Source organism: Novosphingobium sp. JCM 18896, from assembly GCF_025938095.1.
Classification (GTDB): Bacteria; Pseudomonadota; Alphaproteobacteria; order Sphingomonadales; family Sphingomonadaceae; genus Novosphingobium.
This window is the reverse complement of sequence record NZ_JAPCZF010000013.1, coordinates 23,860-48,772: the sequence shown is the minus strand read 5'-3', so window position 1 is coordinate 48,772 and position 24,913 is coordinate 23,860. Positions and strand designations below refer to the sequence as shown.

Annotated in this window: 20 protein-coding genes; 8 read left to right on the top strand and 12 right to left on the bottom strand. The window is 61.6% G+C overall.

Features of this window, described 5'->3' with window-relative positions; genetic code table 11:
• Positions 1-8: 8 nt before the first annotated feature.
• The 3 genes from OLX23_RS24995 to OLX23_RS24985 all read right to left on the bottom strand — a co-directional run bounded on the left by OLX23_RS24995 (position 9) and on the right by OLX23_RS24985 (position 3,021).
• Complete coding sequence (locus OLX23_RS24995; RefSeq protein ID WP_264448078.1) at positions 9-401, bottom strand: Zn-ribbon domain-containing OB-fold protein; 393 nt, start codon at positions 399-401, stop codon at positions 9-11.
• 5 nt (positions 402-406) lie between these two features.
• On the bottom strand, positions 407-1,573 hold the full coding sequence (locus OLX23_RS24990; protein WP_264448077.1) for a thiolase domain-containing protein: 1,167 nt from the start codon (positions 1,571-1,573) through the stop codon (positions 407-409).
• A 170-nt stretch (positions 1,574-1,743) separates the two neighbouring features.
• Positions 1,744-3,021 (bottom strand): amidohydrolase family protein, encoded by a 1,278-nt coding sequence (locus OLX23_RS24985; protein ID WP_264448076.1) that lies wholly within the window; start codon positions 3,019-3,021, stop codon positions 1,744-1,746.
• A gap of 469 nt (positions 3,022-3,490) precedes the next feature.
• Between OLX23_RS24985 and OLX23_RS24980 the strand changes: the two genes are divergently transcribed.
• Positions 3,491-5,206, top strand: a complete 1,716-nt coding sequence (locus OLX23_RS24980) for a thiamine pyrophosphate-binding protein (protein ID WP_264448075.1) — start codon at positions 3,491-3,493, stop codon at positions 5,204-5,206.
• Between the two features lie 39 nt (positions 5,207-5,245).
• Here OLX23_RS24980 and OLX23_RS24975 read toward each other — a convergent pair whose 3' ends face one another.
• A complete protein-coding gene (locus OLX23_RS24975) occupies positions 5,246-5,959 on the bottom strand; it encodes a TetR/AcrR family transcriptional regulator (protein ID WP_264448074.1) in 714 nt (237 codons plus the stop codon).
• A 147-nt stretch (positions 5,960-6,106) separates the two neighbouring features.
• On the opposite strand from OLX23_RS24975, the gene OLX23_RS24970 reads away from it, so the two are divergent.
• Together OLX23_RS24970 and OLX23_RS24965 are read left to right on the top strand one after the other, a co-directional pair.
• Positions 6,107-6,874, top strand: coding sequence for an SDR family NAD(P)-dependent oxidoreductase (locus OLX23_RS24970; protein ID WP_264448073.1), 768 nt, complete (start codon positions 6,107-6,109; stop codon positions 6,872-6,874).
• A 4-nt stretch (positions 6,875-6,878) separates the two neighbouring features.
• Entirely contained in the window at positions 6,879-7,658 is a 780-nt protein-coding gene (locus OLX23_RS24965) for an SDR family NAD(P)-dependent oxidoreductase (protein WP_264448072.1), read from the top strand.
• A gap of 63 nt (positions 7,659-7,721) precedes the next feature.
• On the opposite strand, the gene OLX23_RS24960 is transcribed toward OLX23_RS24965, so the two are convergent.
• Positions 7,722-8,480 carry an SDR family NAD(P)-dependent oxidoreductase gene (locus OLX23_RS24960; RefSeq protein WP_264448071.1) on the bottom strand — a complete coding sequence of 253 codons (759 nt, stop codon included), beginning with the start codon at positions 8,478-8,480 and terminating at the stop codon, positions 7,722-7,724.
• Between the two features lie 366 nt (positions 8,481-8,846).
• Here OLX23_RS24960 and OLX23_RS24955 point away from each other — a divergent pair, with 366 nt between their 5' ends.
• Positions 8,847-10,064: a CaiB/BaiF CoA transferase family protein gene (locus tag OLX23_RS24955; protein WP_264448070.1), complete on the top strand. Its 1,218-nt coding sequence runs from the start codon at positions 8,847-8,849 to the stop codon at positions 10,062-10,064.
• A 54-nt stretch (positions 10,065-10,118) separates the two neighbouring features.
• Complete coding sequence (locus OLX23_RS24950) at positions 10,119-11,996, top strand: feruloyl-CoA synthase (RefSeq protein WP_264448069.1); 1,878 nt, start codon at positions 10,119-10,121, stop codon at positions 11,994-11,996.
• A 24-nt stretch (positions 11,997-12,020) separates the two neighbouring features.
• Here the strand turns inward: OLX23_RS24950 and OLX23_RS24945 are convergent, their stop codons facing one another.
• Positions 12,021-13,235 (bottom strand): acyl-CoA dehydrogenase family protein, encoded by a 1,215-nt coding sequence (locus OLX23_RS24945; protein WP_264448068.1) that lies wholly within the window; start codon positions 13,233-13,235, stop codon positions 12,021-12,023.
• A gap of 229 nt (positions 13,236-13,464) precedes the next feature.
• On the opposite strand from OLX23_RS24945, the gene OLX23_RS24940 reads away from it, so the two are divergent.
• From OLX23_RS24940 to OLX23_RS24930, 3 genes are all read left to right on the top strand, one after another.
• Positions 13,465-14,625, top strand: a complete 1,161-nt coding sequence (locus OLX23_RS24940) for an acyl-CoA dehydrogenase family protein (protein WP_264448067.1) — start codon at positions 13,465-13,467, stop codon at positions 14,623-14,625.
• Between the two features lie 90 nt (positions 14,626-14,715).
• On the top strand, positions 14,716-15,891 hold the full coding sequence (locus OLX23_RS24935; protein ID WP_264448066.1) for an amidohydrolase family protein: 1,176 nt from the start codon (positions 14,716-14,718) through the stop codon (positions 15,889-15,891).
• A 209-nt stretch (positions 15,892-16,100) separates the two neighbouring features.
• A complete protein-coding gene (locus OLX23_RS24930; protein WP_264448065.1) occupies positions 16,101-17,339 on the top strand; it encodes a CaiB/BaiF CoA transferase family protein in 1,239 nt (412 codons plus the stop codon).
• 33 nt (positions 17,340-17,372) lie between these two features.
• Here the strand turns inward: OLX23_RS24930 and OLX23_RS24925 are convergent, their stop codons facing one another.
• The 6 genes from OLX23_RS24925 to OLX23_RS24900 form a co-directional block, all read right to left on the bottom strand.
• Positions 17,373-18,158, bottom strand: coding sequence for a TetR/AcrR family transcriptional regulator (locus OLX23_RS24925; protein ID WP_264448064.1), 786 nt, complete (start codon positions 18,156-18,158; stop codon positions 17,373-17,375).
• Positions 18,159-18,241: 83 nt separating this feature from the next.
• Positions 18,242-19,417 carry a thiolase C-terminal domain-containing protein gene (locus OLX23_RS24920; RefSeq protein ID WP_264448063.1) on the bottom strand — a complete coding sequence of 392 codons (1,176 nt, stop codon included), beginning with the start codon at positions 19,415-19,417 and terminating at the stop codon, positions 18,242-18,244.
• Positions 19,414-19,818 (bottom strand): Zn-ribbon domain-containing OB-fold protein, encoded by a 405-nt coding sequence (locus OLX23_RS24915; protein ID WP_264448062.1) that lies wholly within the window; start codon positions 19,816-19,818, stop codon positions 19,414-19,416. The genes OLX23_RS24920 and OLX23_RS24915 overlap by 4 nt, the downstream gene beginning before the upstream one ends.
• Before the next feature lie 177 nt (positions 19,819-19,995).
• Positions 19,996-22,185 carry a TonB-dependent receptor gene (locus OLX23_RS24910; protein ID WP_264448061.1) on the bottom strand — a complete coding sequence of 730 codons (2,190 nt, stop codon included), beginning with the start codon at positions 22,183-22,185 and terminating at the stop codon, positions 19,996-19,998.
• 207 nt (positions 22,186-22,392) lie between these two features.
• The gene (locus tag OLX23_RS24905) at positions 22,393-24,012 is read right to left on the bottom strand and encodes a long-chain fatty acid--CoA ligase (protein WP_264448059.1); all 1,620 of its coding nucleotides are present in this window, start codon (positions 24,010-24,012) and stop codon (positions 22,393-22,395) included.
• A gap of 12 nt (positions 24,013-24,024) precedes the next feature.
• Entirely contained in the window at positions 24,025-24,861 is an 837-nt protein-coding gene (locus tag OLX23_RS24900) for an alpha/beta fold hydrolase (protein WP_264448058.1), read from the bottom strand.
• Positions 24,862-24,913 lie beyond the last annotated feature (52 nt).

Genomic DNA, 24,913 nt, shown 5'->3' with positions numbered 1-24,913 from the left:
GGCCGCCGTTAGGCGGGCCGGAAGACAGGCAGCGGCGCACCGCCATCTGTCGGACAGAATGACACCATCACGGGCTGACCGATTTTGACCTCAGCGGGCTCGCAATCAACGATCGCGGTCATCATGATCGGCCCTTCGGCGAGCTCCACCATGGCCGGCACCTTGAAGACCGGGGCGCGCTCGGTGATAGTGAAGGTGTAGATCGTGCCGCTGCCCTGGGCCTCTCGCCACTCGGTACGGTTGCTGCCGCAATGGGGGCAAAACGGGCGCGGATGTACGTAGTGTTCTTCGCACGCCAGGCAGCGCATGAGCATCAGGACGCCGTCGGCGGCCCCCTGCCAGTAGGGTACCGCTTCAGGCCAGATCTCGGGTGCCGAAGGCAGTTGGACAGCGGCGGTCATACGCTTCAAACCCTTTCGAGAATTGCGGTTGCGGAACCATGATAGCCGGCGAGCGACCCGCCGGTGCCGTGTGCCAGAGCCAGCGAGCAATCCGCGACCTGCACCGCCGGGTGCGCCTCGCCCCGCAATTGCCGCACCGCTTCGAGCACTTTGGTGATGCCCCCGCGATTGCCGGGATGGTTGTTGCACAATCCGCCCCCATCCGTGTTGAACGGCAACCGCCCGCTTCCGGAGATAAGATTGCCGTCGGCCACGAAGCGTCCGCCCTCGCCCTTCGCGCAGAAACCGAGGTCCTCGAGCTGCATGATCACGGTGATGGTGAAGCTGTCGTAGAGCGAGACGTAGCGGATATCCGCCGGCGTGATCCCCGCCTCCGCAAAGGCTGCGGTACCTGACTGGCGGCCGGCCGAATAGCTGAGGTCGACCTTTCCGCCGGCATTGTGCTTAACCGCCTCGCCGGCACCACGCAGGCGAACTTTCGGTCTGGCGAGACTGCTAGCAATCTCGGGCCTGGCCAGCACGATAGCGCCACCGCCGTCGCTCATAACACAGCAATCGAGCCGCCGCAGGGGCGCAGCGACATAGGGCGACGCCAGTACTTCATCCACCGTCACCACATTGCGCAGCAGGGCATTCGGGTTGTGCTGGGCATGGTGCGACGCTGCCACCTTGACCCACGCCAGCTGCTCCGAGGTGGTGCCGAATTCGTACATGTGCCGCTGAGCGACCATCCCGTAGAGCGCCGGGGGACCCATAAGGTAACCGTCCTCGAAGGGCTGTTCCGGTGCGCCGCGCCAGTCGACGCCGCCGAGTCCGATAAATTTCCTGCTGGCCACCTGATTGTCGGCGCACGTGATCAGCGCGACGTTGCACTTACCCGCGGCGATGGCCAGGGCGGCATGATGGACATGGCCGATGTAGCTCGATCCGCCCGTTTCAGTGCTGTCGGTGTAGCGCAGCCGCAACCCCATGTACTGGGCCATGGTCAACGCGCCGATACCAGGTGCGTCCGCGCCACAGAAGTAGCCGTCGACGTCCGAAACGCTCAGCCCGGCGTCCTCGAGCGCACCGCGCGCCACATCGGCATGCAGCTGCGCCAGGGAGATGCCCTCCGCCTTGCGGACGGGGTGCTCGTAAATTCCGACGATATGCGCGTCACCCGGGTACATCATTCCACCGTCGCTTGAGGGCAATGGATGGTCGTGCGGGCGGGGTCACCGCCCAGCGCAACGTCCTCTGCCGTTCCATTGGAGCCGTCGCCGCATGCAATGAGCGCGAGAGTGCCCTTGCAGCGAACGAGAGCTGCTGGCTGCCTCGGCAGGCCAACAGCTCTCACCGTCAATCAAAGATCGAGATTGTAGCAGCGCTGCGCATTTTCCTGGAGGATCTTGCGAACGACGGACTTGTCGAGGTCAGCTAGAACCTCGGTCAGATGTGCTTGCGGATCCGGATAAAGCGCCGTCGGATGCGGGAAATCGGTTTCGAACATGACGTTGTCCGGTCCGATGAGATCCAGCATCTTGGATGGGGCCACCTTCTCGAACCAGAACGAGGCGAACATCTGATCGCGGAAGTACTCGACCGGACGCCGATCCATTTTGTAATCGGGCATCATCTCGTCGATTTGGTATTCGAGCGCTTCCAGCAGGAAGGGGATCCAGCCGATCCCACTTTCGACCGACACGATCTTCAGCTTGGTGTACTTGTCGAGCACGCCGCTGACGATGAAATTGCCCAAAGTCGCCGCGTTGCCGATATAAAACAGCATTGATCCGACCGCGAGCTTCTTCTGGAAGTCGAGGTCCTTCCAGGTGATGCCGAAGCCGTCGATCCCACCCGTCGCGATGTGGAAGTTGATCGGTATCCCCTTGTCGTTGCACAGCTCGAACAGGGGCGCCCAATGGTCGTCGTTGAACGTCGGCAGGCCGAACTGCTCTGGCCGATCGGGAAGGTTGAATCCCTTGACGTCATACTCTTCGACGCAGCGCAGAGCCTCCTTGCCCATGGCCTTGCTGTCCCACACCGGCAGCAGCGCCATCGGGAGCAGGCGATTTCCGGACTGCTTCTGGGCATCGCCGCGGTCGTCGTTGTAGACCTTGAGCAGGACTTCGGCGAATTCCTTGTCGACCCAGTTCAACAAGCTCACCGAAGAGGATGCGAAACCGTTCGGATAGCAGATCTGCGAATGGATCCCCAGGTCGTCCATGAAGGCGAGGCGCGCATCCACGTCGTAGGCACCAGGATGCATTTGCTCCATCGTCGGAAGACTTAGCCGACCCAGCGTCTTATCGCGGTTCTTGTCGATGACGGAAGCACCGCCTGGGGAGATGAGTTTGTCACCGATGAACCAGTAGTCCATGCGGCCTTCGCGCTTCATGTACGGAGCGCGGTCCTTCATCCCGGCGGGAAGCCTCGCGGTCCAGAGATCCGGCTTCTCGGAGAAGTGGGAATCCACATCGACGATCTTGATGCCGTCGGTGAGTTCGCTCGTCCCATTCAGTTCGACGCCAGGCTTGATGACGCCGCCATCGGCAAACGCGCCGACCAGCCAACCTCCAACCTGGGTCTCATCAACTCCGAGCTCAGCTCCAAAGCTGAATTTTGCGTCATCCTCTGCCACTTGCTTGTTCCTTTCCAGACTCGATCCGACCGCGCGCCATGCACCGGCCAAAGCTCAATGATTTTGACGGACTCGCTCCGCCTGCATCTCTCATCCACCGCGCGGCCATCGACAGCGACTCTCTGCCATGGATTTTGCATAGCATGGCCATAATCAAACAAAATGCAATACGTTTTAGTTTTGATCGCAAGGCAGTCGGTCGCACGTCTGAAACGGCGTGGCGCCGCCGCCCGGTTGTGACGCGTGCGAGCCGCTGCCTGAACCGGTTTCCGCCACTCGCTGCTGAGCTGAATGGCCCGAGAACCGTGCTTCCACAGCGTGTCAGTCACCCCTGATCTCGTACATGGATAGATGGGCCAGTGTGAGGCATTGCCGGGCTTCACGGCATCGCGCTTGACGAATCTCGACTGAGCTTCTCTAACGGACTCCTAATTATGCATATGTATGCAGAAAGTTGACGGAGGCTCCTGTGATTGGTGGCGCACTGCTGGCGGAGAGTCTCTATCGCCTGGGAATCCGCAACGTATTTACGTTGCACGGGGGGCACCTCGATCCCTTTTTGATCGGCTGCCACGACCTCGGCATCCGCCTTGTCGATACCCGGCACGAGGCGACCGCGGGCCACGCCGCCGAGGTTGCCGGAATGCTTGAGCCCGGAGCCGTGGGCGTGTGCGCCATCACTGCCGGCCCTGGGCTGACCAACGCACTGACTGCGATGGCCAGTGCCTACGTGAACGCCCTCCCGGTGGTGTACATTGCCGGCGCCCCGCCGCTGCGCGAGGCGGAGACCAACGAGCTGCAAGGCGGGTTCGTGCAACTGCAAATGGCCCTTCCGGTCACCAAGTGGGCCCACAGGGTTACTACCGGTGATCGCATCCCTGACTTGCTCGAGAAAGCGATCCGCATCGCCGGTAGCGGGCGCCCGGGGCCGGTGCTCCTCGAGGTGCCGATCGACGTCATGTTTCGTGAGGTGCCGAGGGTGCTGTTCCCCATCGGCGACAAGCGAGTGGCACCAAGCCGCCCATCTCCTTCGGTGGAGGCCGCGCAGGAGTTCCTGCGCGCTCTCGCCTCGGCCGAACGTCCGATCATTGTCTGCGGGACCGGCTGCATCACCTCCGGAGCGGGCGCCGCGATTGATCAGTTCTCACGCCACACCGGCATTCCCGTGGTGACCAACAGCAAGGCGCACGGACTACTGCCCAGCGATCACCCTCATTATTGCGGACCGGCTGGGACCTTGGCGGCACTGGCCATGACGGGGGGAGCCAGACCGGACCTGGTCGTCCTGGCGGGAGCCAGAGCCGGCCTCCTGCTGGGCGGTCGTTCCGGCTCGATCATCCCGAAGGACGCAAGGCTCCTCCAGATAGACATCGAAGCGAGCGAGATCGGCCGGATGTCTCCTGTCGAGAACGCGCTCGTCGCAGACTGCGCCGAGGCGTTCAGGCTGCTCAAGCGGCTCGCTGCCGAATTGGCCTGGAGCCCGTTGGAAGCCTGGGGAGCCGCCTTGGCGAACGTCCGCTCGATCGATCCGTTCGCAGCAGCGCCAGCGGAGTGTGCAAGCGGGCGCATTCACCCTCATCACGCCGCCCGCGCCGTGGTCGAGGCGATCGGATCGGAGGCTACCGTTGTCGTTGATGGCGGCGAAATGACGGCCTGGTGCGAACCGCTCAACCGTGCCTCGCGGGCAGGCGCCTATCTCACCGCCGGCTATCTCGGAACACTCGGCTTTGGACCCGGCTATGCCATCGGGGCCGCGGTCGCGCGGCCGGAAGCACCCGTGTTCCTCCTGGCGGGGGACGGCGCGATCGGGTTCCACTTGCAGGAATTCGACACGATGGCCCGCCACCGCCTGCCGATCGTCACAGTCATCATAAACAATGCCTGCTGGGCCATGTCCAAGAACGGGCAGGATCTCGTATTCGGCGAAGGCAGGCGCGTCGTGGTCGAACTCGCCGACCGGGCCTACGAGGACGTAGCGAAGGCGCTTGGCGGGGCCGGCGAGCGGGTTGAGAGACTAGAGGACATTGGCCCCGCGATAGCGCGGGCCGTGGCCAGCGGCGGACCGGCGTGCGTCAACATTGCTACGGATGGCGATGTGGTTCACCCAATAACCTTCGGGATGGCCGGGGCGGATCCAACGAAAGGCAAGATAGCCATGCCGTACTACCAGAACGAGACTGCGTAGAAGGGTATCGCGCAGCGAGTATCGTAGGATGAGCTTCTCTCAAACACCCCTGCCGACCGGCTTCGGAAACTCCGGCAATTTGCCCGTTTCATGGAAGGCGTGGAGCATCTTCTCAGCCTGGACGGAAATCTCTTCCGTGGTTGCGCCGATCAGGAGCGTCAAAGTGGCCGTGAAAATCGACGGCAGATACTCCTCGTCGCTGATCCGCTCGAGGCACCAGTCGTTGATCAGGGAGTACTGAAGATTAGCCAACTCGCTAGCTACTCGGGCCGGGTCGGCCCAGCCCTTCAGGTGTCCCTGCGACTTCAAGTGTTGAAGCCAATCGCGCCAGCCGCCTTGGGCCATGTCCTGGATAGTCGTCCAGATATCTTTGCTGGTGCCTGGCGAGAAATAAATCGAGACGATCGCTTTTGTATAGTTCCGAACTTTAAAGTTGCGACGGTTTGTAGACAACGTCCGATCGATGGCGCCTTCAATCGAAGTAGGATCAGTCCTGTATGAAACAAAGCGCTGATACTCATCGTACGCTTCGCGAATTGCGAGCGCGATCAGGCGGTCTTTGCTGTCATAAGCGTTGTAGAAGGTCCTCTGCGCCACGTCGGCCCGCTCACACAGCTTTCGGATGCTGAAATTCTCCAGCCCTCCTTCGGCAATCATGGCCCGCGCTTCCGAAAGCAGCCGCCGTCGGCGCTCGATGATCTGCTCACTTGAATACGAAAGTGACTTGTTAGGATTGGCGACAAGAGCCGGCATAAATCGATTATTCCAAGGGGATCAGACAGTTGGCCCGCACTAGACGGCACCCAATTATAGTGCAAGTGGCAATTAGTAGCGGCACTGCTTGGTTGGCCTCACCTTCCCTCAACATCGTCACTCTAGCGCTTTGAACAGGAACCATAAATGCCGAGCATCTTGGACGCGTTTGCCCTCGTAGGCAAAACTGCAGTCGTCACCGGAGCGGGTCGGGGCATCGGCCGCGGCATCGCGCTGGCGCTGGCTGACGCCGGCGCCGACATCATCGCTTGCGCGCGTTCGGAGGAGCAGCTGCTTGACGTGGCTTCTTCGATCCGCGCGCTGGGAAGGCGGTGCGAGGTCTGCGTGGCCGATGTCGTCGCTCCCGACGGCTTTGACGGTGTCGCAGAGACGGTAACCAGCGAATTCGGCAAGCTCGACATCTGGGTCAACAACGCCGGCGGACTGCCGGATGCCACTCCGCGGTACTTGACCAGAACGTCACCGGAGGAATGGGACGCACAGCTCGATCTCAATCTGAAGGCGGTCTGGACCGGCTGCACCGTTGCCGCGAGGCTGATCAAAGCGGGCGCCATCATCAACCTTTCGTCACGTGCTGCGCATGGCGGCCACATTCGTAACGGCCCCTATTCGGCCGCCAAGGCCGCGGTGAACAGCCTCACTGAAACGCTCGCGCTCGAGCTGGCGCCGCGGATCCGGGTCAACGCGATCGCACCTGGCCCCGTAGCCACCTCGAACTTGCTGGAGTCGGTGGGCCTCACAGAAGACCAGAGCGACGAAGTGCTGAAGTATTTTCCGGTTCCCCTGAAGCGGTTGGGAACGCCGGAGGACATCGGTGCCGCCGCCGTGTTCCTGGCCTCGCCCGCGTCCAGCTGGATAACGGGGCAGTGCCTCTACGTCACCGGGGGCTTTTGAGATTATGCGATTTGCTGGCAAGACTTTACTCGTCACGGGTGGCGCCAAGGGCATCGGCTTCGCGGTCGCTGAGAGGTTCGCGGCGGAGGGCGCAGCAGTCGCCCTGATGGATATCGATGAAGGGGGCCTGCAAGCCGCCGAGGCTGCCTTGAGTGCGCGCGGCACCACCGTGATGTCGGTCTGTGCCGACGCGGGAAGCCCGGAGCAGATCAGGGATGCGGTCGCGCGCGTGATCGATCACCTTGGCGGCATCGACGTGGCCGTCGCCGGAGCCGGACGCAATAGCCCCAACGTCGACTTCTTCGATCTTGAGGACGACGATTGGGATGCGGTGTTGCAGCTCAACCTGACCGGTGGGTTCGTGCTCGGCAAGGCGGTCGCCCGTCACATGATCGCAACAGGCCGGGAGGGGGCGATCATCTTTATCTCGTCGGTGGGAGCCGTGCTCGGCGTTCCCACTCAGGCCCCCTACTGCGTCAGCAAGGCGGGCCTGGGCATGCTGACGAAGACCATGGCTTTGTCCCTGGCGCCGCACAACATCCGCGTGAATGCGGTTGGCCCCGGTCCAATCAAGACGGACATGACCGCACCGATCCTTGCCGACGAAGGCATGAACAGGCTGATGCTCTCGCGCACACCTCTTGGCCGTTTCGGTGAAGTTTCCGAGATTTCCGGCGTGGTGTCGTTCCTAGCCAGCGCCGACGCGAGCTTCATGACCGGGCAGACGCTGTATCCCGACGGTGGACGGCTGGCGCTCAATTACGTCATGCCGCCCACCACCTGATCTCTGCACCTTCGAACTCGCCGTTCTCCGGCGCGGCAAGAAGGTGGACTCGAACGGATCCGCTTATCGCGGAGCCATGCGAATGGCGCCGTCCAGGCGAATGGTCTCGCCATTCAACATCGGGTTCTCGATGATCGCCTTGACGAGCAGCGCGTATTCACTGGGTTGCCCGAGGCGGCTCGGGAACGGGACCTGGGCCCCGAGCGACTGCTGTGCTTCCTCGGGCAGGTTGCCGAGCAGCGGCGTCTGGAACAGTCCGGGGGCGATCGTGACAACGCGGATTGCGTTCTGCGCCAGGTCACGGGCGATCGGCAGCGTCATGCCCACAATGCCGCCCTTCGAGGCGGAATAGCTCGCCTGCCCGACCTGGCCTTCGAAAGCGGCGACCGAGGCCGTGTTGATGATCACACCGCGCTCTTCCCCGTGGAGATCGAGCGAGACCATCTTGGCGGCGACCTTCGACAGGACGCTGAACGTGCCGATCAGATTGATCTCGATCGTCTTGCGGAAGATGCTGAGATCATGCGGCGCCCCCTTGGCCACGGTTTTCATGGGGTGCCCGGTGCCGGCGCAGTTGACCAGCACCCTGATCGGACCCACCGCACTGGTCGCCGCCTCAATTGCGCTGGAGACCTCGTCCTCGCTCGTAACGTTAGCCTTGACGAACACGCCGCCCAACTCTTCCGCGAGCTTCTGACCGAGTTCCTCATTCAGATCGAGGATAGCGACCTTGGCTCCGTGCTGCGCGAGGAGGGTGGCGGTAGCCGCTCCCAGGCCGGATGCGCCGCCCGTCACAAGCGCCGCGACATCTTTCAAGTTCATGCTCGTTCCTTCCCTTTTGTGAGCGGAGAGCCGGAGTGGCCCGCCGCGCGATGCGCGAGCAGACCCCGCCCCACCCACCTGCTAAAAACTAGAACGCTGTGCTATATTCAGCTCACGCACAAACCTCAAGTCGCATTTTGCCACGCTTGGGAGTCGGTAGGGTGATCTTTCGCCTATAGAGCCGGCCACCGAATGGCCTTGCCTGCCCCCAACGCCTCGTCAGTCAGATCGGCAAATATGAGCACGACGTGCAAAAAAAGAGCCGCAAGCTCCCGAAGTGCTTGCATACGCCAGCGAAAAGCAGAAGATGTTTCAGGATTCGCAGCGGTTGTATCGTGCGAAGCGGTGAGCAGGAGAGGCGGCCGAATGAAGGATCTGCTTGCAGGCGTTCGGGTCATAGAGGCGGCAGTGTACGGGTTCGTCCCGGCTGCTGGTGCGGCGCTGGCCGATTGCGGCGCCGACGTCATCAAGATCGAGCACCCTCGCAACGGCGACCCCGTGCGCCACTTGTCGACGTATGGGATCAATCCCGGCGACGGCGGAGTGACCACGCTGTGGGAGTGCTTCAATCGGGGCAAGAAGAGCCTCGCCATGGATATCTCAACGGCTCGGGGACGCGAGATCCTGTTGTCGCTCGTGGATGACGCGGATGTGTTCATCACAAGCATGATGCAGCCCGCCCGCGCTCGTCTCGGGATTGACGCCGACCAGCTCATGGCTCGCAATCCAAGGCTGATCTACGGCCGTGGCACCGGTCAAGGTCCGCTGGGACCCGATGCAGACAAAGGTGGCTTCGATGGACTGTCCTACTGGAGCCGGCCTGGCGTCAGCACAGCCGCGAGCCCGCCGGACTACGATTTCCCGGTGTTGCTGGCGGGGCCGGCGTTCGGCGACGTGCAAAGCGGGTTGAACCTAGCCGGCGCCATTCTGGGCGCTCTATACCGCCGCGAGAAAACCGGATCAGGCGGAGTCGTCGACGTTTCGCTGTTCAGTTCGGGCCTCTGGGCGATGCAAGCTTCCATCGCCGGCTGCTATGCCACCGGGCGGCAGAACATCGAGCAACTCGATCGGCGGTGCCCGCCTAACCCGCTCACGAACATCTACCGCTCAGGTGACGGCCGGTTCTTCGTCTTGGGTATGCTGGAGGCCGATCGTTACTGGGCCAAGCTCTGCAGCGCTCTCGATCGCGCCGACTTGGCGGTCGACTCCAGGTTCGGCACGATGTCGACCCGGCGGGAGCACAGCGCCGATCTGGTTCGCGAGCTGGACGGGACGTTCGGGCAGTGGGCCCTGGACGAGGTGGCTCGACGACTGGACAGCCAGGAGGGCCAGTGGAGCCGGGTCGAATATCCCGGAGACGTGTTCAAGGACGAGCAGGCGGTCGTGAACGAGTTCATCCAGATGGTGGACTACGAGAACGGAGCCAGGTTGCCCCTGGTCGCCATGCCAGCCCGGATCGACGGAGCCGGACCGAAGCTGACACGCGCGCCCGCCCACGGGGAGCACACACCAAGCGTGCTCAGCATGGCCGGGATCGCGGGCGAGGAGCTGGCAGAGTTGAGACGAGCCGGCGTGGTCGCCTGATCCCTGGGAAGAAATTGCCAACGAGCGTCGAGCAAAACGGCGGGAAAGTAGCCAATGGGAGAAGCTAACATCAACCGGAGCGGCGAAGCAGCTGCGTTCAAGCCGATTGGCACCGTCGAGCCGGCGGTCGAATGTGAACGGCAGCCTGACGGCAGCATCATCCTGCGCGACCCCCGCCCATTGGTTCCAGCGGAGCGAACCATTGTCACGTACTTGCGGCGCTGGGCAAGCGAGCAACCAGATCGCCCGATCCTGGCCGAGCGCAGCGCGCGAGGCGGCTGGCACAAGATCAGCTACAGCGACATGCGCCACGACGCCGACGCCGCCGCGCAGTGGCTGCTCGACCACGGGATCGCCCCCGGTCAGTCGATCCTGATCCTGTCCCCAGCGTCGCTCGAGCATGCAACCCTCCTGTTCGGGGCCCTCACCGTCGGGATTACGGTCGTCCCCGTCTCTCCGCCCTACGCCCTTCAGCGAACGGGATGGGGCAAGCTGCGCAAGGTCGTCGATGCGGTTCGCCCGGCTGCGATCTTCTCTCAAACCGCTGCCCCCTATGCCGATGCAATCGGGGCAGCCGACCTGTCGCACCTGCCGTGGATCGTAGCGGAGGACGCGCCGCCAGCCGGGCTGATCCCATTTTCCGAACTGCGCGCGACCGTCCCAGGCAACGCCGTCGAAGAAGCCTTCGAACGCACGGGCCCGGACACCGTCGCCAAGATTCTGTTCAGCTCGGGGTCGACGGGATGGCCCAAGGGCATCCTCAACACGCAGCGAATGCTTTGCCTGAACCAGGCCTACTGGGATACGCTGTGGCGTCCCGAAGACCGATGCGGGCCATTCGAAACTCTAAACTGGATGCCGTGGCATCACACTATGGCTGGAAACGGCTTGTTCAACCGCAGCTTGCGGCAAGGGGGAACCTACTACATCGACGAGGGCCGGCCGCTCCCAGGGCAGTTCCAATCGACCATCGACAGCCTGCGCGAGATATCGCCGCATAGCTATTCCGATGTTCCGGCCGGGTTTGCCATGCTCGCGACTGCGCTGGAGGAGGACAACGGTCTGCGGGACCGGTTTTTCCGAAACCTGGTCTACCTGCAGTATGCAGGCGCAAGCCTGCCCATGGAGCTGTGGCAGCGTTGGCAGGACCTGTCGGTCCGCGCGACCGGACGGCGGACGCCCTTCCTCACCGGTTATGGCTGTACCGAAACTGGACCGTTGATAACCCAGCTCTATTGGCCCGTCGAAGGCAGCGGTTACATCGGGCTCCCCGTCCCGGGCGTCGAAGTGAAACTGATCCCCGTCGATGACACGCGCTATGAACTGCGCGCCCGTGGCGGCAACGTGACACCCGGATACGTGGGTCTCGAAGAACTCTACGCCCAGTCTTTGGATGAAGAAGGATTCTATCGAACCGGAGACGCGGTGACGCTGGTCGACGAGGCCGAACCGATCAAGGGGCTGCGGTTTGCAAGCCGCGTCTCAGAGGACTTCAAACTGCTCACCGGCACCTTCGTGGCGGTGGGTTCGCTGCGCGCTCAGGCGGTCGGGGCGATGATGCCGCTGATCACCGACATGGTCATCACCGGCCAGGACAAGGCTTTCGTCGGCGCGCTGGCGTGGCCGAACATCGCCGCTTGCCGGAAGCTCATCCGCGCAGACGGCGCGCTCCTGACGGACTCGCAAGTTGCGGCGCATCCCGAGGTCCACAGTGCGATCGCGCGTGAGCTCAAGAAATTCAACGGCACCAGCACGGCCTCGTCGATGCAGATCCGACGGATGCTGTTGCTCGAAGAGCCGCCGTCCGCCGAGGAAAACGAGATTACCGACAAGGGCTACGTTAATCAGCGGCGCGTAACCGAGCGCCGGGTGGCGCTGATTGAGCAGCTGTATAGCGAACCGCCTCCGGCACACGTCATCGAGGGGACGTGAGGCCGGCGGCGGCTTCGGCTTGCGTCAGGCGTTGTACTCTTTGAGCTTGAGGCGACCGAGCTGGTTGAGGTGAACCTCATCGGGACCGTCTGCCATCCGCAGGAAGCGGTTGATCAGGAAAGTCTCCGCGAGCGGCGTGTCGTCGCAAAAGCCCATGGCCCCGTGGATCTGCATCGCCCGATCCGCTACCGTCTGAGCCATCTGGGGCGCCACGATCTTGATGGCCGCGATGAGATCCAGAGCTCCCTTGCTGCCGACTCGGTCCATCGCGTCGGCCGCCTTGAGCGTCAGCAGACGGGCCTGTTCGATCTCGATGAAGCTGCGGGCGATGTCCTGCCTGATCGAGCCCTGGTCGGAGAGCTTGCGTCCAAACGCGACCCGGTTCGCTGCCCGCACGCACATCAGTTCCAGCGCCCGTTGCGCCTGTCCGATAGAGCGCATGCAGTGATGAATCCGTCCTGGGCCCAAGCGGCCTTGCGCGATCTCGAACCCTCGTCCCTCCCCTAACACGATGTTCTCGGCCGGCACCCGAACGTCCTCGAGCAAAACCTCCGCTTCGCCGCCCGGCGAATGCCAGCTGTTGAAGGTCCGCAAGTTGCGGACAATCGTCACTCCCGGCGAATCCCGCGGGACGATGATCGTCGACTGCTGCAGGTGACGAGGCGACTCGGGATCTGTTTTGCCCATTACTAGGAGGAGTTTGCACTCCGGCTCCATGATGCCGGATATCCACCATTTGCGGCCGTTGATGACGTAGTCGGGGCCATCGCGTCTGATCGACGTCTCCACATTGGTTGCATCCGACGAGGCGACCGCGGGTTCGGTCATCAAGTAGGCCGAGCGGGTCTTCCCCTCCAGCAGATCCGTCAACCACTCGCGCTTCTGCTGCTCGGTGCCGAACTTCGCCAAAACCTCCATGTTGCCGGTGTCCGGAGGAGAGCAATTAAACACTTCCGCGGCCCATGGTACGCGGCCCATGAGTTCCGCCAATGGCGCGTATTCGAGGTTCGTCAGGCCTGGGCTGAGCTCGCCATACTCGAGGGGAAGGAAGAGGTTCCACAACCCTTGGGCGCGCGCCTTCTCCTTGAGCGCCGCCATGCCGGGCCACACTTTCCACCGATTGGCCTCCGCCGCGGTCCACTCCCGCACCTCGCCTTCTGCCGGATAGATATGCTCGTCCATGAAGGCCGCCAGCTCGGTGACAAGTTGCGCGACCTTCTCGCTGTGTTCGAAGTTCAACGTGCAAATTCCTTCTTGTGCGACGCGCCAGCAGTGAACTTCCGGCAAGGCCCCGCACCGCCGCCTCGCGAAAGCATACCTACTCCCCGTGGAGGGGTTGACACCCACTTGCTACAAAAGGATAACGCTGTGCAACAAGTTCCTTTGGCCCACTTCCGGACGGGTCGCGCAATTCCGAGAGATGTCGAATGCAGACGATTGAAACCGACGTCCGTCAGCAGTGGCTCCGATGAGCAGCCAGGCGAACGATCTCGTCGCACCCTGGATGAGCGAAGACGTGGTGCTCTTGCAGAACAGCGTGCGCAGGGTGCTGGTCAATGAATTCCTCCCCCACCGGGAGCGGTGGGATGAAGAGGGGATCGTGGATCGTGCCGCGTGGCTGAAAGCCGGCGAATACGGCCTTCTCTGCCCTAGTCTTCCAGAGGAGTTCGGCGGCGGGGGCGGCAACAAGGCCCACGACGCGATGCTGGCGCAGGAAGTCGAACGCGCCGGGCTTGGCGGCGGATTTGGCGTTGGGATCGGCACCCATTGCATGGTTGCCCACTACATCCTGGCTTATGCCACGGATGAAAAGCGGGCCGAATGGTTGCCGCGGATGGCGAGCGGCGAGTTGATCGGCGCGGTGGCCATGACCGAGCCAGGCACCGGATCCGACCTGCAAGGAATTTGCACCAAAGCCGAAAAAGTGCCGGGAGGCTACAAGGTTAGTGGGCAGAAGATCTTCATATCGAACGGCCAGAATGCAGACCTCATCGTGACCGTCTGCAGGACCGGGGAAGCCGGCTCGAAGGGGCTTTCGCTCCTGGTCGTCGAGGCTGGGTCGGCAGGCTTCAAGAAAGGTCGCAACCTGGAAAAGATCGGGCTGCCAGCGCAGGACACGTCTGAGCTGTTCTTCGACGAAGTCTTCGTGCCGGATTGCAATCTTCTGGGCGGAGTCGAAGGCCAGGGGTTCGGCCAACTGATGACCCAGCTGGTGTGGGAGCGCATGCTTTGCACGTTGGGTGCCGTGGTCAGCATGGAATTGGCCGTGCAGCACACCACCGAGTACGTCAGGGCGCGAAAAGTCTTCGGCAAGACCGTGATGGATTTCCAGAACACGCAGTTCAAGCTGGCCGAATGCGCGACCAAGGCGCGCGTGGCGAGGGTCTTCGCAGACCAGCAAATGCAGCAATTCCTAGACGGAACCCTCGACAACACACATTCCGCAATGGCGAAATGGTGGACGACTGACACCCAGTTCCAGGTGCTGGACGAGTGCCTCCAGCTGCACGGCGGATACGGCTACATGACCGAATATCCGATCGCCCGCCTCTGGCGTGACGCCCGCGTTCTTCGGATCTGGGCCGGCACGAACGAGATCATGAAGGTGATCATCGCCAGAAGCCTTTGAGACTGGGTCTGCCAGGTGCGATCGATCTCCTCTCACCACGTACCGCTGCGGTCTGAGAGGCTTACCGAGGCTGTTTCGTAGGAGGCTAATATGGTCGGACTGGCAGACAAAATTAAGGTCATCGATACCGACACGCACATCGTCGAGCCCTATGACCTGTGGACCTCCCGCATCTCGGTCGCCAAATGGGGTGATAAAGTTCCCCAGGTCCGGCACGTTGCCGAAGAAAAGGAAGACTTCTGGTTTTTCAACGGTGAGCGGCTGGGACCGGCCGCCGGAACGTCCATGGCCGGGTGGCACGAATATGCGCCCAAGCACCCAAAGACCTGGAATGAAGTGAATCCGTTTGCGTCGGATGCGAATGAGCGTCTGAAGAAAATGGACGAATACGGAATCTGGGCGCAGGTCCTCTACCCCAACGTCGCCGGATTTGGCGCGGGTCAGTATCTGGGCCTCGAAGACCCCGAATTGATGCTGCTTTGTGTTCAGGCGTACAACGACTGGATCGCCGAGTGGGCCAGCGCGGATCCCCGGCGCTTGCTGCCGCAGATGGCCCTGCCGTTCTGGGACATCGACCTCTCCGTAAAAGAAATGGAGCGCGCGACGCGGCTGGGCCATTCCGGCGTCATCATGGGCGGCCAACCGGAGTTCTTCGGCCAGCCGAAGCTCACGGATCCCTACTGGGACCCACTCTGGGCCTCGGCGCAGGAAAAAGGCTTGCCCATCGACTTCCACATCGCGTCGGGCGACCTCTCGAACTTCCACCTGCACCACTCCTCCGTCGGTGAGCACGCGGCCTTCTCGGGCCTTGCCGTGATGTTCACGATGGAGAACGTGAAGACCCTGTCGCAAATCATCATGGGAGGCATCTGCCACCGCTTCCCGAAGCTGAACTTCGTCTCGGTCGAGAGCGGCATCGGCTGGCTACCCTTCGCGCTCGAGATGCTCGACTGGATGTGGCTGAACTGCGGGGTTCGCCAAGAGCATCCCGAGTATGACCTGATGCCCAGCGAATACTTCCAGCGCCAGATCTATGGCTGCTTCTGGTTCGAGCGCGGCACGTTGAAGAGCACGATCGAGCAGATCGGCGCCAACAACATCCTCTATGAATCGGACTACCCGCATCCGACCAGCATGAGCCCCGGCCCGGCATCGATCGCCGTCCCTCCCCGGCAATATATCGACGAGGTGCTCGGTGACCTGCCCGAGGATGTTTCGCGCAAGGTGCTTCATGACAATGCCGCTCGCATCTACAATCTGACCTGACCGACCACGCTGTCAGGCAAGCACCTCAAGCGCCGCACAACCTAAATTCTGCATCGCGTATCAAAAACGTTGACACTATGCCGGATTGTGCCAGAAAGAGGCTCAAAGCGCGGTTATGCCGAGGCTGAGCCAGTCAGCTGGGCCCTCGGCGAAATGCCTGTCGATGCAGCACGGTGGCACAAGCTCCCGCGTTGTCGCGATGGCGGCTGTTGAAAGCGGAGAAGATGATGAGCGGCGTGTTGTCGGGAATTCGGGTCGTTGAGGTCGCAATCTACGCGTTCGTGCCAGCTGCCGGAGCCGTGCTGTCGCAATTGGGCGCGGATGTTCTCAAGATCGAGCATCCGGAAAATCCAGACCCGCTGCGGGGCATCTCTTCTTACGGAATAAACAAGCCAGGCACGTCGGGACCCAACGTGCTCTGGGAAGTCATGAACCGCGGAAAGCGGAGCGTCGGTATTGACATCCGCAATCCCCAGGGCCTTGAGGTCTTGATGTCGCTCGTCGATCAAGCGGACGTGTTCATCACCAATTTCATGCAGCCCGCGCGGGCAAAGCTTGGCATTGACGCCGAGCAAATTCTCGCCCGCAACCCGCGCATCATCTATGGTCGCGGAACCGGCCACGGTATCCATGGCCCGGACGCCAACAAGCCAGGTTTCGACGCTCTGTCGTACTGGGCCAAATCAGGCGCCGCCATCGCCAGCATGTCATCCGAGAACCGTTACCCCGCGCTCATGCCGGGCCCGGCCTTTGGCGACATCCAGGGCGGGATGAACCTGGCTGGCGGAATCATGGGCGGCCTTTATCAGCGCGAACGGACGGGCAAAGGCTGCGTCGTAGACGTCTCGCTGCTCGGCTCCGGCATGTGGGCCATGGCGGCCTCGACGGCCGGGGCCTACTCGCGCGGCACCGAGAACATCGAGCAGCTCGATCGTCAGCGCGCGCCAAATCCCATCGCCAACATCTACCGTTCAGCAGACGACCGGTACTTCATCGTCGGTGCCTTGGAAGGCGATCGGTTCTGGCCGAGCGTGTGCATGGTCGTTGGCCGACCGGATCTGATCGCGGATCCGCGGTTCGCCACGTCCAAGGACCGCGCCGTAAACTCTGAAGAATGCGTCTCCATTCTGGAAGAGGCTTTTGCCAGCATGCCTCTAGCGCGCATCGCAGAAGCACTAGACAAAGCTGAATGCCCTTGGGCCGCTGTCACTCCACCGATCCATCCCGTCACCGACGAACAGGCATTGGCGAACAAGTACGTGCAGATGGTTGAATATCCGGGCGGCACCAGCCTGCCGCTGGTGTCCGCGCCGGTCCAGATTGACGAGCATACCGGCACGCTGGCAGCCGCTCCCGGGCATTGCGAGCACACGGATGAGGTCCTGATGGATGCGGGCCGTTCGATGGAGGCCTTGCTAGAGCTCAAGATGTCAGGCGCAATCTTCTAGACGGTCTAGCATTGTTCTCGAAACGGCGGCCCCTTAACTGGTCGCACGCCGAGGAATGGACTTCTGCGGCGCCATCGTCAGCAGCTCGCCGCGCTCCGTTCCGACCGCCGCCTGGTCCACCTCACGGCGAAGCTGTTCAAATAGGCGTCGGCTCCCAAGCAAGTCTTCGAGGTACACGCCCACCTGCTCGTTCTCGCTGCCGATGCAGAGGCCTGCCGCGACGGTGAGGACAGCCAGCGCTTTTCTGTCGAGAAATTGCCCATCGGTGATCGCGCCCCGGCACCAGTCCTGCGATATGGTGAATTTGAGGCGCAGGATCTGGTCCACGAGCTGGTCCGCGGTAACGCCGGGGCGCAATGCCCCTTGCCGCTCGAGAGCAAGTGCCCAGGGACTTACGGTGAGCGTGACGTTGTACCCGGCCGCCTTCCTCAAATCGTCATCGACGTTCAACGAGAAGTACACGCTCGTGACGGCCTTCACGTATTCCTTCATGTCCAGCATCGTCGCGTGGCCAACAATGACGCGCTCGAGCGCGCCCTCAAGGCTGCGCCGAGGGTACTTGAGAGGGTGGGTGGTCGCGAAAGCGTCGAATTGGTGCCGAATGGCTAGTGCGATCAGCCGCTCCTTGCTCCCGAACGCTTTGTAGATCGTATGAGATGCGACCTCGGCTCGCCGGCACAGCTCGCGCATTCGAAAGTTTTCAAAGCCGTGAGAGGCGATGAGCTTGTGCGTTTCTTCGAGTATGCGGCGCCGCCGCTCGAAGATCCTCGGGCTTGCGTAGATCAGGTTATCCGCGAGCCCGAGCTCTGCATCGTTCATATTCCGACCTTTGGATTGCTTGCTACCGGGTTCGTGGCTCGCCACCAGCCTAGGGTCTCAAGCAAGGCCGGCAATGACAAAGGTTATCCCGCTCGGAGTATCATCCCCGCGTTGACGGGATTGTTTCCGTTTACGACCAACGCCATTTCCGCTCGATCCAGCTGACGCCGCCCCGCAGAACCGCGAAGCTGGCGGACCGCCTCCAGCACATGGCCGAACCCCTGGACGCGACCTTCGCCGAGGTTTCCACCGTGCGTACTCATGGGGATCCGGCCCAGGAAGGTCAGCTTCCCTGCCTCCGGGTCCCAGCTGTCTTCCAGGAAGCCGCCAGCCTCTCCACGCACGTCGAACACCGCTTCGATCCATTCGAGGGCCAGGCTCGAAAACCCGTCGTAGATGTTGACGAGGTCCATGTCCTCGATCGACAAGCCACTCTTGTCCCAGAGCCGCTTCATCAGAACACGATAAGCTGCATAGCTGTCGAAGGCCCGGAAGAAAAAGTCCGTGCCGCCCGCTATTCCGTTCGACGAGGCCTCGACCACTACAGGACGGTGCGGCAAATCTCTGGCGCGCTCGACGGTGGTGATGACGACGGCCATCGCTCCGTCGATGGGCATGTCCATGTCCAACGCGCTCAAGGGCGGAGCGATTTCCTTCGCCGCCAGGTATTCGGTCATGGAGAGCGGGGTGTCGTGGAAAATCGCAGCGTCGTTCTGCAAGGCCCAGGTCCGATTGTTCACCACGATCATCCCGAGATGATCTCGCTTGGTGCCGAACTCATGGGCGTGGCGGCGCACCGCTGCGAACATCCCGTTGGGCACTCCGAACGGTTCGACCAGCGGCATGTTCAGCGCTGGGTCGAAAGCTCCTTTGGGCGCCTTGCGGAGCGGATCGTTGCGCGCGGCGCCCGAGACCGTGTCCCACCGAAACTTGGAATGATAGCAAACCGCGTAGTCGCAGGCTCCCGCGGCGACCGCGAGTATTCCTTCCGCCACGGTGTTGGCCGATGGCGGGGACGAGCAGCTGGACCAGACGATGTTGTCGAGGCCAAGCGCTTCGACGACATAGCCCGGCCACACCGTTGGCTGGTCGGTGCTGTATATCCCGGAGACGCCGTCGATCTGCTCGCGCTTGAGGCCTGCGTCACGGATGGCCGCGCGCACTGCGTCGAGTGCCAGAGCCCCTACCGACCGGCCACCGTCGCGCGACAATGTCGAAGCACCGATCCCGACGATCGCAACCTTGTTCGCATCACTCACGATTCATGCTCCGCCATCAAAGCGAATGCCGGAAGAACCACGCCGTCGCGCTCTCGGAGCTCGAGCAAGAGCCGTGCACCAAGCGGCACGGCGTCGATCTCAACGTCGCTTATCGGGGCAACGACAAACAGCTCCGGCTGCTCGTCCAACTCGGCCCAGCCGATCACTTCGGGAGAGCGACCCGGCCCGGTCGGCTGGATCACGCAACTGTACAGGGTCGCAAGACCGCTCGGACTCTCGTGATCGATGTCATCGGCCCAACAGGCCGGGCAGCAGGCGCGCGGCGGATGGATCCACGTGCGGCATTGTCGACAGCGGCAGAGCACGAGCTTGCCTTCCTGCAAGCCCTTCCAGTACGGCGCAGTATCATGGTCCATTCGGCTTGGCCAAGTAACACTCATCAGACACTCCCGGCTATCTTGGGCGATCTCAATCCGCTCACCGAGCATCGCACTTCGGAGAAATGCTACGACGTGCACAAATGGAAGTGTGTCACTGCCACCGCCCAGCAATGGCGTTCGTTGAGGCTATCCCATCAATATAGGGGCGGGCACAAGCCGGCCCCTATACCATGCTGATTAGAACTCGAACCCAAGGGTGACACCGTAGCTAATGGGCCTTGAATAGGACGCGAGGTCTCCAACGTTTGCCTCACGGACATACACCTGGCGACGCTCATCGGTAAGGTTCTCACCCCAGACCCGGACCCTGAACTGGTCGTTGATCTGCCAAGTCAGCGAAGCATTTACGACTACAAAGGACGGCTGCTGCAACCTATTGTTCACATGCCAGAAGAACGAGTCGCTGTAGGAAGCGGTGACGTTGGCCTGCAATGATCCAAGCGGGAGTTCGTGATTGAATGTTCCCGAGACAAAAGCGGTGAAGTCAGGCGTTCGGATCATCTTGTTGCCCGTGGCACTCGGGTTGGGATCGAGCATGTTTCCGCCAACGGGGACACCCGCACCGTTAAGGATCGGTGTCCACTTTGTCGCGAGAGGGAACTCCTTGTATCGCGCATGCGTCCAGGAAGCGCCACTGCGGAAACTGAAGAAATCACTTACCTTCATGGACAGCTCTGCTTCGACGCCGTAAATTTCACCTCGAGCAGCATTGTACAGGATTTGGTTATTCAGCGCATTCAAGGCATTGACCTGGATGTTCCGGTAGTCGGAGTAATACCCGGCTATAGAGATTACAGTACCACCCGCATTGTACTTGTAGCCAACCTCGTAGGATTTGACCTTCTCCGGCTCCACAGGGATGCCACGAAAAGGACAGGTCGGGCCGACCACCGGACAATTTCCTAGATTGCCGCCATCGAAAAGGCCGCTTTTGAACCCTTCACTGTAGCCCACGTATATGCTCGAAGCGTCAGACACGTCGTAGCGGAGCGAAGCCTGAGGCGTGAACGCGCTAAAGCGCTTCGAAGCATCGACGACCAGCGGCCCATTCCGCCCGAAGAAGGTTCTCACCTGCTTGCGCTCAGTGCTATAACGCCCGCCCGCCGTTAGATGCAGGCGGTCCGTGATATCAAGCGTACCTTCAACAAAGGCCGCGAAAGCATCTGCGGTTGCAAAGACGTCCGGAGGAAAAACTACCGCTCCCCCCGCCAAGATGTTAGCGTTCGTCTCCGAATTCTCGTGGAGATAGAAAAGACCGGCAACGAACGAGATGGGGCCGAAGTCAGGGCTCGAATAGATCAACTCTTGCGAGTAAGTTTCTGTCGTCTGTGGATCACCCGTGAACGTCTGAATATTGAATTCGGTACCGTCGAGATCGGTCACGAACGGAAACGATGTATGGGCATAGGCAGAGGTCGATGTCAGTCCACCCCAATCGCCCTTCCAGTCAGCCATCAGGCTCACCGTTGTGAGACGAAGATTATTAACCGGATGGTCGTTCAAAGAAATCTTGCTGAGATCCGTGCGCCCAAGCTGGGCCGCCACGCTGTTCGGACGAATGGAGTTCCCCTTTATCGGAACGTAGGAGTAAGCGGTGTTATCGTCCTGGCTAATATAAGCACCCGACAGGATGAACCGAAGATTGTCCGCCGGCTCAAACAGCAGTCGTCCACGTACACCATATGACTCCGTGACCGACGCCTTCCGGCCATTGAAAACGTTCGTCGTGTAACCATCGTTTGCGCGCACATATCCGCCGATATTGAATGCTACGTTGTCACTAACAGCCACGTTTACGAAAGCGTCGCCACGAAACTCGTTAAAGCGTCCGTAGCCAATCTCGAAGTTAGCACTGTTTTTACCCAGATCAGGAACTTTGGTGGTAACGACGATTGCACCTCCGGTCGCATTACGGCCGTAGAGGGTGCCTTGCGGCCCCTTGAGCACTTCAACCTGCGCCACGCTGTTGAAGTCGAACAGGGCCGCGCCCTGGCTCGCCATATAGACCCCATCCACGTAGATGGCGACGTTCGGATCAGCTCCGGTCCCGGTCACGGTTGTGCCGATACCGCGGATGGTGGGCTGAACAAATGTACCCTGCTGTGAAATATTTAGACCGGTCGTCAGCAGCTGCAGGTCGCGCGTTCCGCTAACCCCCGCCGCAGTCAGCTGGTCCCCAGTCACGACCGAGATGGACGCGGGAACATCGACGTAGCGAGCATCGCGCCGCTGTGCCGTAACCACGATCTCGTCCGAGTTCGTCGCCTCCTCCGCCGGGAGCGCAGCCTCGGCCGGCACCTGAGCAAAGGCGGGCGCCGCTAAAATGGAACTCGCCAGCAGGCCTGGCAAGAACTTGCATGTCTTCATGGCAAAACTCCCCTCACTCGTGATCGGCCGATTTGTTCGCCGTCCCCTTGGTCAATTTTGCAATACCCAAATTCTGCATCGCGTTCTACCAAAAACTGCTCTTCGTATCAAATTTTGGAATTGCAGGCTATATGTGGCGTTTCACCAACGTGTTTCCGTTACGCGGACGCATCGGGAGGCCGTCACGACAGGAGCGAACGACCCGGTTCACCCAGAGGCGGAAACGTCGCGCAGAACGTCCGCGTAGCGGTCTCGGATCAATTTCTTGTCGATTTTGCCCGTTGCGGTCATTGGGACATCAGCAAAGAATATCCGGTCGGGCAGCCACCACGCGGGTACGCACCCTTTCAGATACGCCCTAACGTCTTCTTCACCTAGGAGCGCTCCTTCGTGCGCTTCGACCAGCATGATCGGGCGCTCTTCCCACTTAGGATGGTAGACCCCGGCAACGGCTGCGACCTTGACCCCGGGGCAACCCGCTGCAGCGTTCTCAAGTTCGATGGAACTGACCCATTCGCCGCCCGACTTGATCACGTCCTTCTTGCGGTCGGTGATGCGCATGAACCCGAGTTCGTCGATGGTCGCGATATCGCCAGTGTCGAACCAACCCTCTGGATCGCAGGCGCTTTGAGGCGTGCGGTAGTAACGTTCCAAAACCCAGGGGCCGCGCACCAGCAAGACGCCCGAAGCTACACCGTCGTGCGGAAGGAGATTTCCCGCCTCATCGCGGATAGTCATCTCGATCCCGAACATCATCCGGCCCTGTTGGGTCCAGATATGCTCGAGCTCCGCCTCTCGACCTCGCTGGGCGAGAGCCGGCGTAGAAGTCGCCACAACGCCGAGGGGGCTCGTCTCGGTCATTCCCCAGATTTGCTGAACATTCACGCCGAGCTCGTCGAACGACGCGGCCATCTGGCGCGGTACGGCAGAGCCGCCGATGATCACACGCTTGAGGCTGGTTGGTTTGTGGCCGGTTCGCTTGAGATGGTCGAGGTACATCGTCCAAATCGTCGGCACCCCGCCAGAGAAGGTGACACGCTCGCTTTCGATCAGGGCTTCAAGGCTGGCTCCGTCGAAGCGATCGCCCGGAAACACGAACTTCACCCCGTTGATCGCTCCCGCAAAGGGCAGCCCCCACGCAGTCGCATGATAGAGGGACTGACACGGCATGACGACGTCGAACGCGGAGAAGCCAAGAGCTCCGCTCAGCCCTGCGGCAAACGCGTGCAGCACAACGGACCGGTGACTGTAAAGCACGCCCTTCGGATCACCGGTCGTGCCTGACGTATAGCAGAGGAACGCGGCCGTGTTCTCATCCAGCACCGGCCAGTCGACGCTGTCCTCCCGGCCGGAGATCAAGGTCTCATAACATTCGTAGCCGGGGAGAGCGCGTTCCGGATCGCTGAGCATGATCACCGTCTCGACCGTAGCGAGGCGGCTCGCGATGCGTTCGTAGACGTCGACCAGGTTGCGATCGAGCAGCAGGACCCGGCTCGCCGCATGATTGATCGTATAGATCAGGTGCTCGTCGGGTAGGCGCGGGTTCGCGGTATGAAGCACCAGCCCAATCCCCGGGGCGGCGTAGAAGAGCTCGAAGTGGCGGTGGGTGTTCCACGCCAAGGTGGAAACCCGGTCTCCGGCGCAGAGCCCCTGGCCGAACAGCATGTGGGCTGCCTGAGAGACGCGCTGCAAGGTCCCGGCATAATCGCTGCGCCAGATCGGCTCATCGATGCCCTTGGAGACGATCTCCTGGCCGGCATGTGCGGCTGCGGCGTAACGCAGGATATCGATGATCGCCAAAGGACGACCTTGCATCAATCCGAGCACGGCCCCGCTCCCTCAACTACCAGCGCGCTGGAGGAACGGGATCACCACTTCGACGAACCGCTCGCGCTTCTCGATCTGGGTCCAGTGGCCGCAGTTGGCGAACACATGAAGTTCGCTGTTTGGAATGACTTTGTGGAAGGCGATCGAGCGATCGACAGGTACAATCACATCTTCGCGCCCATGAATGATCAGCACAGGCTGCGTCATTTCGCGCAGCGCTTCATCGCTCGTGGCAAGCTCTTGCAGCCACCGCTGGCGAGGTTCCGGGAACAGACTGGAATACTTTTCATGCGCTCCGGGCCGGATGCTCGCCTCGTACCGTGAGCGGACGATCTCCTCCTTCACCAACGATGGGTCGTGTGCGAAGGTGCGCATCAGCTCGCGCATGCTCTCCATGCTTGGTTGGTAGCCCCACACATCCTCCAGACCCTGAGTCATCTGGAACTCGGTCCGCCCGGCGGAGCCCATCAACACGATGCCGGCAATGCGCTCGGCATGCCGCGTCGCAACCGCCAGGGCCAAGGCGCCACCGTACGAATTGCCGATCACGTGCGCCTTGGCGATGCCAAGCGCGTCCATGAAGCCGACGAGGTGTGCCACCCACCGGTCCATGTTGAACCCGCTGATATCGTCTGGAAAGTCGGTGTAGCCGAAACCCAGGGTATCCGGAGCGTAGCATTTGAACCGTTCGGCGAAGTCGGGGATCACTCCGCGCCAATTGGCGAAAGCCGTGACCCCGGGGCCTGAACCGTGGATCAGGATCAACGGATCGCCCGAGCCGGCTACAATGTAGTTGGTGTTGACGCCACCCACGTTAACAGTCTGCCCGATCTCGGGATTGCTGCTCATCTCTGCTTCTCCCTTTATCCAGCGGTATTGACGCTTCGGCTCCAGATCTACT